The organism is Psychrosphaera sp. 1_MG-2023 (assembly GCF_030548245.1).
Taxonomy (GTDB): Bacteria; Pseudomonadota; Gammaproteobacteria; order Enterobacterales; family Alteromonadaceae; genus Psychrosphaera; species Psychrosphaera algicola.
Genome location: NZ_JAUORW010000027.1, coordinates 1 through 17,396, shown reverse-complemented (window position 1 = coordinate 17,396; position 17,396 = coordinate 1). Strand labels below are relative to the sequence as shown.

The following is a 17,396-nucleotide window of genomic DNA, read 5'->3' as shown; positions in this document are numbered from 1 at the left end:
TAGTGGAAAATGTTCCACTAACTTGGCGAGTACTTCTAATTGAATACTCTTTTTGTTACTAACCGCAGAAGCCTCGACCGGTACCTGAAGATGGAATATCACCTTCAAGCTGTTGACGAATATTAGCGACACGGTAGTTGATAAAGCTTGTCAGGCCATAAAATCGGCTAACAGTACTATTTAAGTTTTGTTCAAACTGCGAAGCGCTATAAAACGCGGTTGGATCGTTTTCAACATGAGGTCGGATCAAGTCAGCGATTTCTTCAACACGGTTAGCAAATGTTGTTGGTTCAAGCGGACCTTCGATAAGTTGCCACAGATAGCCGTGGTATACATCTAAGTTAGCTTGTTGCGAAAATACATTGTTAATAAGTGGTTTTTCCGACATGGGTCCGTCTGTCGGTTCGTCAATGTATAACTCACGAATATCAGTACGACACCCCATATTGAATGACCCAAACGACTCATTAAAATCCCATGGCAACAAGCTAAATACATCATCTTGTTCATAGATATAGTAGTTGTGAGCCAACGCACCGTGGTAACTATCTAAGTTAGATAAAGCAACACTCACCGACATGTAACGTAATAAACCGTCAACATCTATGACGTCGGTAGAACCGCTATCTAGCTCAGCCACAAAGTTTAAAAATGCACCGTTATCTGTGGTGTCTTCGTTTGTCTGTAAATTGATATCACTGTAGCTTTCAATATTGCTACTTAACCAAACCAGATCTGAACCCACACCGTCTGGCTTATAAAGATCACCGTTTGCATTGCTAAAATTGTTTTCTAAAAATTCACCGTCAATAGCTTCAACCATTAGGTACAAACCGAATAGTTCATCGTTAACATAAACATTTACAAAAGCATGCTGTGGCGTCGCAACGCCCATTTCCTTTAGCAGGTCATAGGCAAAAACTTCACGCATATAAGACGGGTCATTAAATGAGTTTTGCAGAGTAAATTTTTTCAAGCCAAAAAACTTTTGGCCATCGACATACTCATTTATATCAATTTTAAAACTGTACCGGTCACTTGTTGACTGCGCAACACTGCGTAAACTGGAACCGCCTTTGGTACGAATAGCCACACTGTCGAGCGTCGCGCCATTGAACGAGATTGCCGTTTCGTGGTATTCCTCGGCTTCTGGATCCGATAAAATACTTTGCCAATTGTCCGTTGTAATATTGATGTATAAATCCCTTACAACGGCTGAATCAAAGGCGACTACAGCGATATTGTCAGCGCCTTGGCTTGGCACTAATGTATCTTGCTCCCAACCATAACCACTTCCGGTTTCGTCCAAATTCAAACCAAAACTGTAACCTTCAGGAACGTCACTCGCATCCCAGCTTAAATAATCGACTGTTTCATCATCTTTTAATAAGCTCAATTCATCATTGTTACCAAGACCAAAAGGGACAAAGTAGTCACCAGGATCAGTGTCTGTGGCATAAATAACGAAATATTCCCCCGCCAACAGTTCCACATCGGGTAAATCAATTGGGTCGATATCATCACTTTCATCGATAACTTGGTAGTCAGACAGGGAGATGCTGTCTGCACTATTGTTATAAAGCTCAAACCAATCCATGCCATCGTTAGCTGCATTGGCCACAACTTCCGTGATTATTAACCCCGTATGATAAGCCAAGCTATTACCCGCTTCGGCGGTTGGTATTAATATGTGAGTCGCGTCACTTCCATCTGGGTAACGACCATAGCTTGTACCAATTAACGCTTGGCCTTTTTTCCATTCAAGCTGATCAATTAAATCATCTCCTTGATAAAGACTGACAACGTCTGACGAGGACAATTTAAATGCGACCGTTGTGGCATATTCAACCGTGTCAGTTGTAGCATAAATACGGTAAAACTCACCTTGGCTCAAAGTGACATCTGGTAACGACGACAAAATGCGATCTTCGTCCGCGATAGTATAATCGGCAAGGTTAATCGTGCCGCTTCCCGTTACATAAAGCTCAATCCAGTCAAAACCACCGTCACTATCTTTAGCAACAATTTCATTGATTCTTAATTCTGCGTCGTTGTTTAAAATTAGATCTGTAGGCGCTAATGCAGACTCACCTAATTCAATATTAGCTGCACCTGGGGTTGGCGATAGCGTTTGTGCTGTGCCGGTCCCGTCAGCAAACAAACCAAAGCTATAACCTTCACTCGCTTCGCCTTCTTGCCAGTCGAGTAGATCGACCTGCACATTGTTTTCATAAAGTGCGACTGCATCGTCAGAACCCAGCTTAAATGTCACAAAATAGCCATCCGTTGTAGCCGCGTCGGCTTCGTCAATCGCATAAATAACAATAAACTCTCCAGCATTAAGAGTCACGGAAGGCAAAGCCTGAGGTTCACGACCGTCTTTATCGTCGGTAATTGAAAAGTTTGATAAATCGACAGAGCCTTCTTTTACATACAACTCAATCCAATCGTTACCGCCGTCACTGGCGTCCGCGACAATTTCATTAATGACGAGTTGGCTGTTGGTTGATGTATCTGTTGACTCTTCTGTACCTGCGCCGCATCCATAAAGAATTCCAGCTCCGATTTGCAATGCCAATAAGGCGTATAACTTTGTTTTCATTTGGCGATCTCAATTGTAGATGTGACCATGAAGATATCGATTGAATGTGTAAAGAATGTGCACCAAATGAGAAAGCGTAGGATTGACGTTTATTAAATTGCTGAAACAAGATAAAGGAAAATTGGATGAGACGACTTAGTGGATATTGATGATGATGTTCTTCAAATCATTATTGTTAAGCTTGCGACGTTCTATTTTTTAGAAGGTAATGTTTTATTTATTCCAATTTTACTCTTGGGTGGATTTGGTATTGTAAATGCGCATTTAATCTTAAGGAGACAACTATGCATTCTTTGATAAACAAAATGAAAACGATATTAACTGGCGACGGTCTAAGCCTAGTTGCGAAGATCCAAGACGATACCGCAATGAATAGCAACCAAACTCAAGTGTGTAATTACCAAGATAACTATTACGGTGACCAGATTTGTGTATTAGCCGAATAACAATACAGAAAGAAAAGTGACAGGTGGCACAGACAATCTTCTTTGCCACTGCCTTTATCATGAGTCTAAATTTTTTACTTCATGCTTTTAGCTCATGCTTTTAGCTCAAACTTTTAGCCCTAACTTTTAGATCTGGGATTTGTATTAAATAATGGCAAACTGCCTGATGAGATTGTGGTAAACATTATTTAAGCTGTCGAGTTCGCTACGCTGTGTTGTACCGCTATTAATCAATGCCTGAATGGTCTTGTCCATTTGATACAGAGTATCGCGTAGACTAGGGTCAGCAATCATACTTTGCATCCACGTTACCGCTGCTATACGAGTGCCTTTTGTCACGGCGTTAACTTTATGAAGGTGTCTAGAGGGATAAACAACTGCGTATCCTGCCGGAAGCTTTACAGCTTGTTCTCCGCTGTCTGAACGCAATACAAGTTCACCGCCTTGATATGACTCCGGGTCAGACAAAAATAGGGTCATGGATACATCACTTCGCATGACATTCTGAGAATTGGGTAAACGCATAACTGCTGCGTCGACATGGTAACCATATTCTTCACTTTCACTGTATCGATTAAACACTGGTGGGAAAATATGGTGAGGCAACGCCGCCGATACTATGTCCGGCGTGTTACCTATTTGAGCCAAAATACGATTGGCGAGTGCCTGTACTTTGGGATCATCACAGTCTGCCTGATTGTTATTTTTCACATCAGCCGCCATGCCCATTGCGGTTTTTGATCCATCTTCCCATGAAGACGAAGGCAAAGAAGCAATGAGTTCAGCAACCTCTTGTTGGTTAAACAATTGTGAAATAACAATCATGGCAGTTTTCCTTTGGTCAATTTAGAACTGATAGTTAACAGTTAAACGTGTGCTTCTGCCGTCACCTAGGTACATAAATGAACCCGAGCGATAAGCAGCTGTCCAATATTCAGTGTCTAACGCATTACCAATATTTAGACGTAATGTCATTTTGTCATTTACGTTGTAATTAGCAAATAAGTTAATGACTTGATAGTCAGGCACTACGATGCTGTATTTATTTGTCGTTGAGTCATAACCCGCCGCAGTATCCGGTTGGCCACCATACATTTCACTTTGGTATGAGTAGTCACCACCAAATGCAAAATCTTTAGTTAACTGGTAACGCAATTGTAAATAAACACTATTGTCTGCAAAGTTGCTCAGAACGCGTCCGATATTGTCTTCATTGTAAGAATCCAACACCTCAGAGCTCATTGACGCAGCAGAAAATTGTAAGCTTAACTGATCATTAATGTCGCCGATTAAACCAACTTCAATGCCTCGAATTTGGTTTTCACCGGTATTTAACGTCCCTAATGTAGAGTAGCTATCACCGACACTTTCCATAACATCACTTTTTGTCATTTGGAAAAGCGCTAGCGAGAACATCACGTTATCGTCAAATACCATCCATTTAGTGCCTAACTCTAAGTTTTCTACAATTTCTGGGTCCGCTTGCGCTGCTTGCTCCGGTGTACCACATATTCCACCGTAACCACAGTTCGCACCTAAGTCAGATTCACCGCCGTTGATGTTTGTAGCGGTACTGTAATTAAAGTAGATATTACCGTCTTCAGTGATTGCATGCACAATACCAACGTGACCGTTATACATATTGTCAGAGTAGTCATATAAAATATCACCGCTTCTGCCGCTCGTATCATTGCTGTAGTCAAAGCTATCTTGACGTAATCCAAAGAACACTTGCGTGTCATCTGTTACTTGAACAGTATCCATGAAATACAAAGATGTTGTTTGAATTTCAAATGTCGCATCAGCGTCGCCAGTCACATATGAACGGCCCATTAAGCCTTGAATATCATCTATTTCTTTTCCGTTCTCGTCTATATAACAGTAGCTATCCGAAGCGCCACGGCGACCACTAACAACGCAGTTCGTATCGTTATTGTTGGTAATGTTATATACGCCGTTAACCACTTTTTCATTGGTAACGTCGAGTCCAAATACCAGCTTGTTGTCTTTACCTAACAGCTTTTTATCCCAAAATAAGTTAAATGCTGTGGCCCAATAATCTACTTCCTGCCACCCCTGGTGAGTACTTAACGTCATCGTGCTCACACCTGGTGCTATTGGGTCCGTCGCATCACGTGTAGTTGCACTTGTACCTGTCGTAATATATCCGTTTTCAGTGGAACCAATACGAGTTGAGTTTAAAAATAAAAGCTCGTCGCTAATCTGATAATTGGTACGGAAAGTAAACGTCGATACCTCAGAGTCAAGAAAGTCATTCGACTGCGCATATACGGCGATGTCTTCAATTGGGTGTTCTGCTTCACGATCGTAATAACTCCCTAGATCAGGAACGTCGTTCGCTTTTAGATAATATCCATCGGCAATAAACGATAACTTTTCGCTCGCTTCATACACGCCAGAAGCCTGAACACCTTGACGTGCTTTGGTTATACCGTCACGGCCAGGTTTCGTTTCATCGGCATCCAAAATATTTAGACGAACTGCACTTTCGTCTGTTAACGCTAGGTTATAGTCTAGAGTCACTCTGTGGTGATCATCAGTGCCTAAACCCACATCAACACGGCCAAAGCTATATGAAGTTGATGCTTTTTTGGTAACGCTATTTACCGCACCGCCTGATGAGCCACGTCCGGCAAATGTAGAACTTGGTCCTTTAGTGATTTCAACACGCTCTGTCGCAAAACTTTCACGAGTGGTCATGCCTGGGTCACGCAATCCATCAACAAATACGTCACTGCGAGCTTCGTGCCCACGAATAATATAACGGTCGCCAAATGCATTACCATTTTCGCCAGTCCCCAACGTCACGCCTGATTGAGCTGATAAGATGTCTTTAAGATCAGATTTACCTGATTCTTGAATTTGATCTAGCGTAAGAACCGTAATGACTTGTGGAGTATCTACAAGCTTTGCCGTGCGACGAGGATCACCTGATTTATCGTAGCGATAAATTGAATTTCGAATACCGTGAACTCGAATGTGCTCAATTTCTTCAGCGGCTTTTTCGGCGATACAAGCCTGAGAGTCTTTTTCGACGCATACAGATTCGTTTGTGTCTGCGATAGCCTGGCTAGCGCCAAACGACAGCGCAAGTGCGATAGTTTGCGCACCTAACGCAACCACTTGATTGCTTTTAATATTTTTTGTCATCGTTTGATTCCCAACGTTTTATTTTATGAATTTATTGAAGTGGCGGGATAATACTGTCAATCGACCACAATGTAAATGATAATCATTCTTATTTAGATGTTTATTTTGGGAATAAGATATTTTTTTAGATAATAAGACACAACAAAAATGCACATGATTGCGATTTTCGTAGGATAATTTTGAGATGGTGCATATTAGTGGGTAAATTAAGAAGTACAACAAGCGAACGCAATGCAAACGTTTAAGCTTAGTGGCAACTGGTCATGCACACCTGTTGAGTTTTGTTAATTATAGACATGCACTGTCGGCTAAATACCGTAATGGTGTTTAGCGCTATTATAACTTTAATTTTCGGAGTGTTTTCTGTTGATACATACGCTCGTCTGCTTTAGACAAACAATTAGAAGGGGAATCGCTTTCTATACTTGTCGCAATACCAAAACTGATCCCTGATTCTGGCCAACGAAAGGTCACGGACTCATCAATACTATTCAAGATGGTTTTGATTTTAGAGCCCATTAACGATAAACGGTGTTCAGAAACCGCCTCACAAACCCAGATAAACTCATCGCCGCCGGTTCGAAATACTTGCCCCAAATCTCCCAACTTATTATTCATTAGGTCCGCAACGTACTTTAAAAATACATCACCCTCCGCGTGACCATGTTTGTCATTTATCAATTTAATACTGTCGCAATCGATAAATACCGTCATATAAAATTCACTTAATTCTTTTAGCTTTTCATTTAAATAGTGGCGATTTCCCACTAGGGTTAATGAATCAAAGCGGGCATCGTTAAGTACTTTTTGATGTTCAATTTGTTTGATTCTCAGCCATTCCGATAATGAAAGTTGAATACAGATGCAATCAAGAGCTAACGCTACCAATACAACAATTTCAGGGTATTTTAAGTCAAGATCAGACGAATGTGACACCATAAAATAGCCCAAGGCTAAGCTATACAAAACGTTACCGACTAAGAAATACTTAGCTTTAAAATCCCTAACGGTCAGCATTTTAATACCAACAAAAATACTAAGAACGATCCACGCACAGGCCAAAATATGCGTCATGTAAAATGCACTTTTGAATGGTAATAATATTCCAAGTACGCCAAACAACAATGCAACTTTAGCGTAGAGGACTAAACCTCTAGCAATCCAATTTTTGGATTTTTTAAAGTCGAACAAATAGAAAGCAAAATAGCTAGCAAAAGCAATTGCAAACGGGAAAATATAAATCCCGCCATAGGTTGTATTCATTAATGTTGACGACAAAAAGCTTTGTATCAACCCTGACGCAAATGCCCAGCCGATACCATGTAAACCTATATAACCTGCACAATAAAATGCCACGAAGTGTTTTGTTCTTAAATACACCACAAAAGCCATTAGGGCTAATGTTAGCATCACTGACACTGACAAAACGGTAAATGTATTTATCTTAAGTTGCGTTTGAGAAAAGCCGAACTCGGATTGAATTACAATATTTGCGGGTGTTGGGTAGAGTTTAGCTTTTATGTAAATCCATAAATAACCCGATGTTGACTCGGTAAAATTAAGCCTGAATGCCTGCCTGTGAGCCAAATAAGCTTGACTGTTTTTATTCAATTGAGAAAAATCAGCGACAAGAGTCATAGTTCCGTATTCGTCCTGCCAAAATGCTACGCCACTATCGACAAAATTTGCCATTGGCATGACATACCAATCACCGGCTCCGCCTGTCGCTATTGGAATTTTGGCGACAGCAGCTCCGTTTTTTCCAAGCAGCGAATTGTATGTTGTATTTGATTGTTGCGCTGCTTTAATGAGTTCAGCTGCATTATGAGGATTTTTTAATTCGACGGCGTGCCACAAAACTTTATCATTGATTTTTAGATAAATGTCATCGTCGCTTAACTGCACTAAGTTGGTAGAAAAAGCCGCAAAAGAACTGCAGAACAATAAACAACTTAAAACGCGGAAGAGGCCTATATAGTATCGTTCCATTAATGCCTAACTTAATTAATGTGTTGTACTAATTATTGACCATAGCGCCTTATTGTCAAACGCATTTTTGCTCCGTAACAAAGAACCACACGACTAAAAATAGTCGTGCAACAAAAATGCGAAAAAGCCGCGCTTAAAATTTGCTCAATTTATTTTACCAGTGCTCTTCAATTCCTGTTCTAATAATTTGATATCACCAATCAAATTACCAACAGAAGCATTGTTAAGACCATTATATATTCCACGAATATGTTTATTGTGATCAATTAACACTAGATTTTCTGTATGCAGAAAGTCTTTATTACTTACATATTCACCTAAGTCTTCGTTGGCAAAATAGTCATTTCGAGCCAAGTTATAGATTTCATCCATATTACCCGTGACTAAATGCCATTGATTAGCATTAATGCCATTTTCTTTAGCGTAAGTTTGCAGTATTTCCACTGTGTCGTTGGTGGGTTGTATCGAGTGGGAAATAATTTTGAAGTAATCTTTATCTGCATAAGCTTCTTGTACTTTAGACAATTGAGAACGCATTTTGGGACAAATTCCGGGGCACGTGGTAAAGAAAAAACTTGCGACATAAATCTTATCTCTAAATGTGTCTGCCGTAACATATTTGCCACGCTGATCAATAAACTTAAAATCCGATATTTGATGCATATCGTTAAGCTCTAGACTGTCCGATTTTAACCACTTAGGGGTGAACTCAGCAGAATCGTAATAAGGCAATCGTTCCATTTCATCGGCTATTGCATTAGCGAATAAAAGGTTGCTGCAAAGTACGCTAATCAGCGTTATTAGACGGTAATAATTTTTCATCGTTAAGTTCCACACACATATTTGCTCGTTTTAGGCCATACACACGACCGTTCACATATTCATAATTACTATACAATTTGCCGTTTTTACGCCACGCTTGCTGTAGTCCAGACTCTCGACCAAATTCATAGTGTAATTTTTTAAACTTTTCACCCGTAACATACCATTGCTCAACATCACCGTGGACTTTGCCATTTTGATAACCCGTGACCGAACGAAGTGTGCCATTACTCCACCAGCTTTTGGTTTCGCCCTCTAGTACCCCCAACTTATAGGTTGAGTGAAAGCTTAATTGACCATTTGAAAACCACTGTTTTAAATAGCCGTCTCTTAGGCCCTGCTTAAAACTTGACAGCTTTGCCAGTTGCCCAGACGGGTAATAAGTCGCAACCTCACCTGTATATGGCTGGCCCTGATATAATCGCAAACCACTGGTTTTAGATATAGCAATCTGCTTTTTGTCTACACGCGTTTGTTCTGACGCGGTCAAATCGAAGCTGGTGCTTATTAACAGCACCATGATGGCAACCCAATTACTGGATTGCATTTGGCGAACCTTGATAGTTCCCAGGGAACAAAATGTAGTAAGCATTTAGGTAGAGTTCATTCTGGATATGGTAGTGATATTCATCTGCAGTCGAATGTTGAGTCATCGCAGTATGACCACCGGATTCGTCTAGATCTGTTGGGTAAGTTCCCGTTGAATTACACTTTCGACCATATAAGAAAAAACCATCAGAGATAACACCAATTAGATTACTGTCGTCATCTGAGAATGAAATGGGCTCTAAATGATAATGGTAACTTTGTGGACCAGTATGAGCACCGTTAAAATCTAAGCTACCAGCTGCATTGTCTAGTGGAATTCCGGGACCTTCTTCGTCGTTATAAATGACCGAACCACTAACGGCGATGCCAATTGCCCCTAAACCTGTTGCTGAAGAGCTACTCGACTTACTTGGACTGTTAGCAACCGTTAAGGTATATGTGCCAACAAAATCATCAATATCACCGGGAGCCATTTTTTGCGTTGTCGTCACGGTTGGGTCAACATATAACTCATGGCTGCTCGACCAGTATGGAGAGGTATGATTGGGTAGACCGTTGGTTTCGATTATCACATTGGAACCACTGATCACTACATCAACATTGTCTGTATCAAATTCACTGTAGGCGCTATGTAAAACCTCAGACGTTGTTGTATCGTCATTGTCAGTAGTATCACTTGTCTCCACCATGGTGTCGTCGCAACCGGCTAGGCCAATTGTTAATATTACGCATGTTGCTTGCAGTACCATTAATGATTTCATGTTTTTGCAGTCCTATAATTTGGGTCAATACGAGCTTACATAAAAAGCTACTTTAACTGTTGAGATAATGTTAGTGGTGAAGTGTGCAAATAATACCCGCCAATTGTGCAAACAATGTGGAACTTGCAAATAAACGACCGACTATTGATTTGTTTATTACCAGCCAATGAAAAGTATTTAAATTGGGCAGTACTAAAATTTAGATTGGATGTGATAACAAGATGGTTTATCAATAATTCACCGCGGGCAGTATTCGCACACGGTGAATGTATTAGGATCATCGCTAAAGGCAGGTGCTTATATATTATGTTCCGACGCCTGCATTCCTTTTAACAATCGACCAAAAATATCAGCCCCAGTTATAATGCGTTTTGACTCGCCCCATAACAATAAAACATCATTTTCAATCGCACCATCAAACGACTTTTCAAGCGACTCATTGGTTTTCATCTTAATCACAGCTTCGCTTAATGACGCCGAACCGTCCGTAAGCACAATTGGCCGATGACAATATTGATACGGGTCGAACTTTTCCGGTTCAAACAACGCGGCTCGCAGACAACCATCTGCGTCAATAACCAACAAAGGTTCATCGTCGTCATTGGTAAAGACTACCCAACGATGACCAGACTTATGTAACTGTTTTAAGAATGGGTCGTCTGCACTTGGCGTTATTTCTGGAATAATCGGTAAATCCAGCTTAGCCGGCAACTTAATAATTGAAGCCGGGTCAACAAATTCCCCTTCCTCACTAACCGTGATCTTATCGAATTTAAAAAAGTTAAGCGCACCGATACCTTCAACATGATTAATTTCGGTGTCTTCTGATTCAATGTGTTTACGGATAATGCTCGTAAGTTCATTCTCAGCTAAATAAGTAATGCCTTCTTTCCCTAACCACATGTCTAAAATCAGCCCCGTTGGTTTTGCCACCGGATACAAAATAAACTGATAGAAGCGAATAACAGGCGACAACAACGCCCCCATTTTTAACGCATTACGGGAAAAATAAGCCTGCGGGGTAATCTCACCAATGATGGTAATTGCAACAGCGGAGAATAAAAACGAACTAGCGCCAGCAAGTACCGAATCTGACAATAAGGTCAGTAGTACATTGATACCAACGTTCCCCCACAAAATTGTGGTTAGCAGAAAGTTAGAGTCGCCACGTAATTGTAAAATCTTTGCAGCGTCTTTATTTCCCTTGGCCGATTCAACTTCAAGTTGCAAACGACTTGGTGCGAAAAACGCTAAATTAAGACCTGAAAAAATTGCAGATTGTGAAATACACACTGCAATACCTATCCAAGTAATGATTTCAAATGACATTATGTTTCCTATCTTAATAAATAATTAGCAGGCAAATGCCATTACTACGTACTTGCCTTTAAAACCGGAGTATATAGCGAAAAATCAATTTTAGTACAAAGATATTTTTTCGCCTTTTTCAATCGTATCTTCCGTGTGTTCAACCTTATTTTAATTCTTTTTAAATTATAAGCTTAGCAACTTAAAAAATGACTATTGTAAAATTGGACCTCACAAGCACGGTGACAAACTTACAATTCACGGCTTTAACTACCCAGCGTTAAATCTATTTAGCGTCTAGCTAATTGACAAGACGCGCTTATGTTTTGTTAAAAGTAGAGCAAGGCTATTGATTTGGTTTTGCTGTTGTTTTGGGTCGGTTTTGTATGGGGATATTTAGTTCGCCTCTTGTTATCCGCAGTCGTACCTTGAGCAAATAAACAATATCGACCTAACAGTGTTAGTTGTAAAAATGGCTAACGGTATAATGGCGTTAGCCATATTTTGCGCGCACTTGAAAGCGGGCAGATAAAAATTACAGGTGGGCCTTTAATACCTCTGGAAGTCGCTCTGGCGTGAAAATTTCAATCCAGTAACCATCGGGATCTTTGATAAAAGCAATGCTTTTCATCTTGCCATCGTTTGGTTTCTTTTTAAATTCAACACCCAGTGACTCAAATCGTTCGCATGCTGCATCAATATCCGGTACCGAAAACCCGATGTGACCAAACCCCTTTGGGTCATCATTACCACTGTGGTATTTGACGTTAATGTCATCTTCGTCGCCCCAATTATGGGTCAGTTCTAACATTGCTGGTCGGCCGAACGTTTGCACCATACGTTCATCTGCGTCGGTGGACCAATCCGAGTGTTGCTCTGGTGAAACCGTCGCCATAAAATAAAGTGAAAACTTCATTTCAGGGAAATCCAAGCGTTTAACCAACGTCATTCCCAATACTTCAGAATAAAACGCTAAAGATAACGCCGGGTCTTTAATTCTAAACATGGTTTGGTTGAAAACAAATTTGTGGGTGGCAGGATCATGATTTTCTACTAATCCATCTGCTTGATCAAAATGGCGACTCATAGTGTGTTCCTTTATTTTGAGCTCTAAAGTGTGTAGCTCTAACTGACTAGTCTAAAAGTGATTAATTGGGCATATTTCACCATTTTTCAAATCGCATGTTGTATTTAATTAGAAATTAGCTTTTACAACAATTTTGCCCTTCTTGAATTGGGGGGCACTTTACAGTGCCATAAGAACAAAACACACAGCAATCCCCTTTTAACGGCTTTAATAAAACATGGCAGTCTTGGCATTCATAAAACCACTGACACGCATTAGTTGGCATTTCTTCGCTTTTACTAAATCCACACTCTGGACACGTTAACGTTGAAATAAGTTTTATGTTTTGCATATTTGCCTCGTTGTTGGTTTTACAATATCAAATATCGACGTCACGACCATGATGCCTAGCCCTGCGTAAAATAAATACGTGCTCCAACTGTATTGCCACAGCGGATAAAGGGTAAGTAGTATTAAAGTTGGGCCAGCAATGCTTAATGCGCCACGTGAGTGATTATGATGTTGAACCCAGCCATAGATGTTGACAACCAAGGCAAGAGTTGCAAATAGCGGGAGTAAACTATTAACCGCTATTCCTTCATAGGTGGAAAGAAATCCTAAGCCAAGTGTTGAGGCTAAAGCCCCCAGAGCCGGGAAACAAGCTGTGCAACTAAGTGTCGCTAACCACACCCCACCCAAGCTCACTTTATCGAGAGTTTTGTTTAACATCTAAAACTAATCCTAAATTATTTTTAGATAGTTTACAGTCCGTAGTTATATACGGAGTCAAAGCTTATTTTAGTGAGTTGATAATTGGGCAGGAGGAGTAGTCACGATTGGCTTCGCATGAATTAGTCATTTCGCTGATAACTTTTTCCAACCTCTGTAAATCTGATATTTTATTTCTGATCATGTCTAATTTTTTTCGGCCCAATTTTTCAACTTGTGCACAATTATTTTCCATCGACATCAAAGAAGAAACCTCTTTTAACGTAAAACCAAGCTCCTTTGCCTTCACTATAAACTTTAGCTGGTTTTCAATGTCTTCGCTGTACAACCGGTATCCAAAATCAGGCTTTAATGGCTGTACAATCAAACCTTGTTTTTCGTAAAACCTTATAGTCTCAACGTTTAAATTTAGCGCGTTAGCTAGCTTCCCGATTGTTTTCATATCTTCAATTACCTTAATTATTGAGCCAATTAATATTGGTCACATTAAAGATTATTATCCCGAATATCATGACTCAAAATAATACAAATTACGACACATTAGGTTTCAACGACAAACTTTTCCTGGGTGAATTCAACAAATTGACTCAGGCGCTTTGGCTGTTGAATTAACTGTGGATGCACAATATATATCTGGTTCTGCTGGGTTATGTAGTTATCTAAAACCTTTACTAAGTCGCCATTATCTATCTCTTGTTGAACAAGATATTCAGGGACTTTAATATATGCATCGAGTTGCTGTATTTAGTTGTGTTTATTCAATGTAACTTTTACATTAGATACGTCGAATAAATTATCAAGTTCAATTAATAGGGGATATGCGTGATTTCTATCAAACAAATATTTTCAGTTGTGGTGTTAGCCGCAACGGTTGCCGCCTGTACCGATCCAGAATCATCTGGGTCTGTGCAAATTGAGTCTGCTAAACAAAGTAAATCACTCAGTATCGAAAAATACCAACTTAAAAACGGACTTGATGTTGTTTTGCATCAGGATAAATCTGATCCTGTCGTCGCTGTAGCGATTGTCTACCACGTAGGTTCTAACCGAGAATTACCAGGCAAAACTGGTTTTGCGCACTTTTTTGAACATATGCTGTTTCAAAATTCTGAGAACGTAGGCGCTGGCAACTTTATTAACAACATTGGTAGTATGGGCGGCACGTTAAACGGCGGCACGTGGCAAGACGGCACGATATATTATGAAGTTGTCCCTAACGACGGCCTTGAACAAATCCTGTGGATGGAGTCAGACCGCATGGGTTATTTCATCAATACAGTGACACAAGAAGGACTTGAGAACGAAAAACAGGTCGTAAAAAATGAAAAACGCCAAAGTATCGATAACCGTCCATACGGACATACAGATGCTGTTGTTATGGAAGCTATTTACCCAAAAGGTCATCCGTATAGCTGGAGCGTTATTGGTAGTTTAGAAGATCTACAAAATGCGACATTACAAGACGTTAGAGACTTCTATCAGAAATGGTACGGGGTTAATAATGCCACCTTAGTGCTCGCCGGTGACTTCGAAAGCGAACAAACCAAAGCTTGGATTGAAAAATACTTTGGTGAATTACTACCACAACCAGAAGTCTCAGCATTGCCACCAATGCAAGCAAAACTAGATAAAAACGTATCGTTGTTCCACGAAGATAACTTTGCTCAATTACCAGAACTTACCTTAACCTTCCCTATTATTGAGCAATACCATCCTGACGCGTATGCCTTAGAATTGTTAGCCGATGTCTTGAATGATGGAAAAGACAGTGTCTTTTATCAAACCCTTGTTGAGCAAGATAAACTGGCTCCTTCGGTACACTTATCTGCCTACATTGGTGAAATTGCCGGTACTTTTAGTATTTCTGCTCGGGCGTTTGACGGCACTAAATTAGACAATGTAAAAGCCAGTATCGACAAAGCCGTCGCTCGATTTTCTAAGGAAGGGTTTAATGATGAACAACTTGCTCGGATTATTACTCGCAAAGAAAAAGCCTTTTATAACAACTTAACGAGCGTTTTTAATAAGGCATCATCGCTGGCTATTTATAATGAATTTGCAGGTGATCCAAATTTAATTACGACAGAAATTGAACGTTACAAAAACGTGACTCGCAAAGACATTATGAATGTTTTTAACAAGTACATTAAAGGCCAACACTATGTCGCCACCAGCTTTGTTCCGAAAGGCCAGACTGAGCTTGTATTATCAGATGCAACCAAAGCTAATGTCGTAGAAGAAAAAGTGGTCCAGGGCGCTGAAACAACTGCAGTCGACAAACCAGAGACCGCATTAACACCTCTGGTACAGGCAACTTCAGCGTTTGACCGGTCAGTTAGACCTGAATTTGGTAAAAAGCCAACGATAACGCTGCCAGACGTTTGGAATGCAACATTAGACAATGGTATTCAAGTGCTTGGTATCGAACACAACGAACTGCCTCTAGTTTCGTTTTCGATTCGCATAATGGGTGGCCATGCATTTGATACTAAAGGTAAAGTCGGCACTGCAAACCTAGTTACCAGTATGATGATGGAAGGCACTGCTAATAAGACACCACAGCAGCTTGAAAAAGCTCTTGGAGAATTGGGTGCTGATATTCAATTTACCACGAGCGACGAATACCTAACACTGACGGGTAATACACTTGCTGCGAACTTTACAGAAGTTATGTCGCTTGCTCAGGAAATACTATTGCAGCCACGTTGGGATGAAGCTGAATGGGATCGCATTAAAAAAGAAACCATAGCTCAAATTCAACAATCAAAGGGGAGTCCCGGCGCAATTTCAAATAACGTTTATAACAAATTAATGTACAGCGCAGACAATATGTTATCGACGCCAATTTTAGGTACAACTGACGATCTAAATAATATTGACCTGCAAGATCTGAAAGCCTTTTACGCCTCTAATATTGTCGCGAACTTAACCAGCGTTCATGTCGCTGGTGATGTCACGCAACAACAAGTCAAAGCAAGTTTAGGCGCTCTTTCAAAAGGATTAACAGTAAAAGACGTCACAATGCCACCAGCAAAAGCGGCAACGCCAATTGATAAAGCTCAATTATATTTTGTTGACGTGCCAGGGGCTAAACAGTCGTTTATCCGAATTGGCTCAAGAGCTATGGTTGCAAACGCAGATGATTATTACCCCTTAGTAGCGGTAAACCACAATTTAGGTGGCAGCTTTTCAGGTCAGTTATTCCAAATCTTACGATTGCAAAAAGGCTATACCTATGGCGCTTATTCAAGTGTAAATCGCAGAAACCTAGGCGGTGTATTTACGGCAAGTTCAAGTGTACGGTCAAATGTGACATTAGAGTCACTACAAACATTTAGAGAGATTATGGCTGATTACGTCGCGGCCTTTGATGCCAATGCTCTAAAAGAGACTAAATCAGTATTATCACGTTCAAGTGCCCGCGCTTTCGAAACCACAAACAGTTTGATGGGTGTATTACAAAATATCAGCAGCTACCAACTGCCAAAAGACTACGTTGCCAAACAACAAGCGACATTAGCTAATTTGACCCTAGAGCAAGCGCAACAAACACTTGCTAACTACATCAACCCAGACAAAATGTTATACCTTGTCGTTGGTGATGCAGAAACTCAACTTGAGCGCGTTAAGGAATTAGGTCTAGGTGACCCAATTGTTTTAGATACTTCGGGCAACCCGGTAAACTAAATTCACTTCAACTTTATGAGTGAATTGGTATTCACCTTCTTTAATTGATAAAGAGGTAAATGACTGCCAATTAAAAGCCAACCTTAACGACTAAGGTTGGCTTTTTTGTTCTGATTGTTATGAGCCAATCGAAGGTGGATTAAGACCTGTGGGTTCAGAGTCGCTGATTTTATGATTTCCTCTGCACTCGGTTGGAGATCCCTAATATCGCTGTGGCTCGACTCATATTACAAGCTAGGGGATGACGGTTTTTCCTGGGTATTTGG

Annotated in this window: 14 protein-coding genes; 2 read left to right on the top strand and 12 right to left on the bottom strand. The window is 40.4% G+C overall.

All coding sequences use genetic code 11. The annotated features are described in order from the left end of the window. Positions 1-58: 58 nt before the first annotated feature. Positions 59-2,602: a CotH kinase family protein gene (locus Q4575_RS18360; RefSeq protein ID WP_303523802.1), complete on the bottom strand. Its 2,544-nt coding sequence runs from the start codon at positions 2,600-2,602 to the stop codon at positions 59-61. Positions 2,603-2,886: 284 nt separating this feature from the next. Here Q4575_RS18360 and Q4575_RS18355 point away from each other — a divergent pair, with 284 nt between their 5' ends. Beyond that, positions 2,887-3,048: a hypothetical protein gene (locus Q4575_RS18355; RefSeq protein WP_215963203.1), complete on the top strand. Its 162-nt coding sequence runs from the start codon at positions 2,887-2,889 to the stop codon at positions 3,046-3,048. 144 nt (positions 3,049-3,192) lie between these two features. Here Q4575_RS18355 and Q4575_RS18350 read toward each other — a convergent pair whose 3' ends face one another. From Q4575_RS18350 to Q4575_RS18300, 11 genes are all read right to left on the bottom strand, one after another. Further along, positions 3,193-3,873, bottom strand: a complete 681-nt coding sequence (locus tag Q4575_RS18350) for a Fe2+-dependent dioxygenase (RefSeq protein WP_215963202.1) — start codon at positions 3,871-3,873, stop codon at positions 3,193-3,195. A 21-nt stretch (positions 3,874-3,894) separates the two neighbouring features. Further along, entirely contained in the window at positions 3,895-6,219 is a 2,325-nt protein-coding gene (locus Q4575_RS18345; RefSeq protein ID WP_215963201.1) for a TonB-dependent siderophore receptor, read from the bottom strand. A gap of 336 nt (positions 6,220-6,555) precedes the next feature. Beyond that, positions 6,556-8,208: a diguanylate cyclase gene (locus Q4575_RS18340; protein ID WP_303523800.1), complete on the bottom strand. Its 1,653-nt coding sequence runs from the start codon at positions 8,206-8,208 to the stop codon at positions 6,556-6,558. A gap of 144 nt (positions 8,209-8,352) precedes the next feature. Beyond that, positions 8,353-9,030: an SCO family protein gene (locus Q4575_RS18335; protein WP_215963199.1), complete on the bottom strand. Its 678-nt coding sequence runs from the start codon at positions 9,028-9,030 to the stop codon at positions 8,353-8,355. Beyond that, complete coding sequence (locus Q4575_RS18330) at positions 8,996-9,577, bottom strand: toxin-antitoxin system YwqK family antitoxin (protein WP_303523798.1); 582 nt, start codon at positions 9,575-9,577, stop codon at positions 8,996-8,998. Before Q4575_RS18330 ends, Q4575_RS18335 begins: the two co-directional genes overlap by 35 nt. Then, entirely contained in the window at positions 9,564-10,340 is a 777-nt protein-coding gene (locus Q4575_RS18325; RefSeq protein ID WP_303523797.1) for a YHYH protein, read from the bottom strand. The genes Q4575_RS18330 and Q4575_RS18325 overlap by 14 nt, the downstream gene beginning before the upstream one ends. Before the next feature lie 297 nt (positions 10,341-10,637). Continuing rightward, the gene (locus Q4575_RS18320; protein ID WP_215963197.1) at positions 10,638-11,669 is read right to left on the bottom strand and encodes a DUF21 domain-containing protein; all 1,032 of its coding nucleotides are present in this window, start codon (positions 11,667-11,669) and stop codon (positions 10,638-10,640) included. 514 nt (positions 11,670-12,183) lie between these two features. After that, entirely contained in the window at positions 12,184-12,735 is a 552-nt protein-coding gene (gene gloA / locus Q4575_RS18315) for a lactoylglutathione lyase (protein WP_303523796.1), read from the bottom strand. 115 nt (positions 12,736-12,850) lie between these two features. Next, positions 12,851-13,066, bottom strand: a complete 216-nt coding sequence (locus Q4575_RS18310; RefSeq protein WP_303523795.1) for a GDCCVxC domain-containing (seleno)protein — start codon at positions 13,064-13,066, stop codon at positions 12,851-12,853. After that, the gene (gene merC, locus Q4575_RS18305) at positions 13,054-13,443 is read right to left on the bottom strand and encodes an organomercurial transporter MerC (RefSeq protein WP_303523794.1); all 390 of its coding nucleotides are present in this window, start codon (positions 13,441-13,443) and stop codon (positions 13,054-13,056) included. Before merC ends, Q4575_RS18310 begins: the two co-directional genes overlap by 13 nt. 64 nt (positions 13,444-13,507) lie before the next feature. Continuing rightward, positions 13,508-13,885, bottom strand: a complete 378-nt coding sequence (locus Q4575_RS18300) for a MerR family transcriptional regulator (RefSeq protein ID WP_303523793.1) — start codon at positions 13,883-13,885, stop codon at positions 13,508-13,510. A gap of 380 nt (positions 13,886-14,265) precedes the next feature. On the opposite strand from Q4575_RS18300, the gene Q4575_RS18295 reads away from it, so the two are divergent. Beyond that, entirely contained in the window at positions 14,266-17,130 is a 2,865-nt protein-coding gene (locus Q4575_RS18295; protein WP_303523791.1) for a pitrilysin family protein, read from the top strand. Positions 17,131-17,396: the final 266 nt, after the last annotated feature.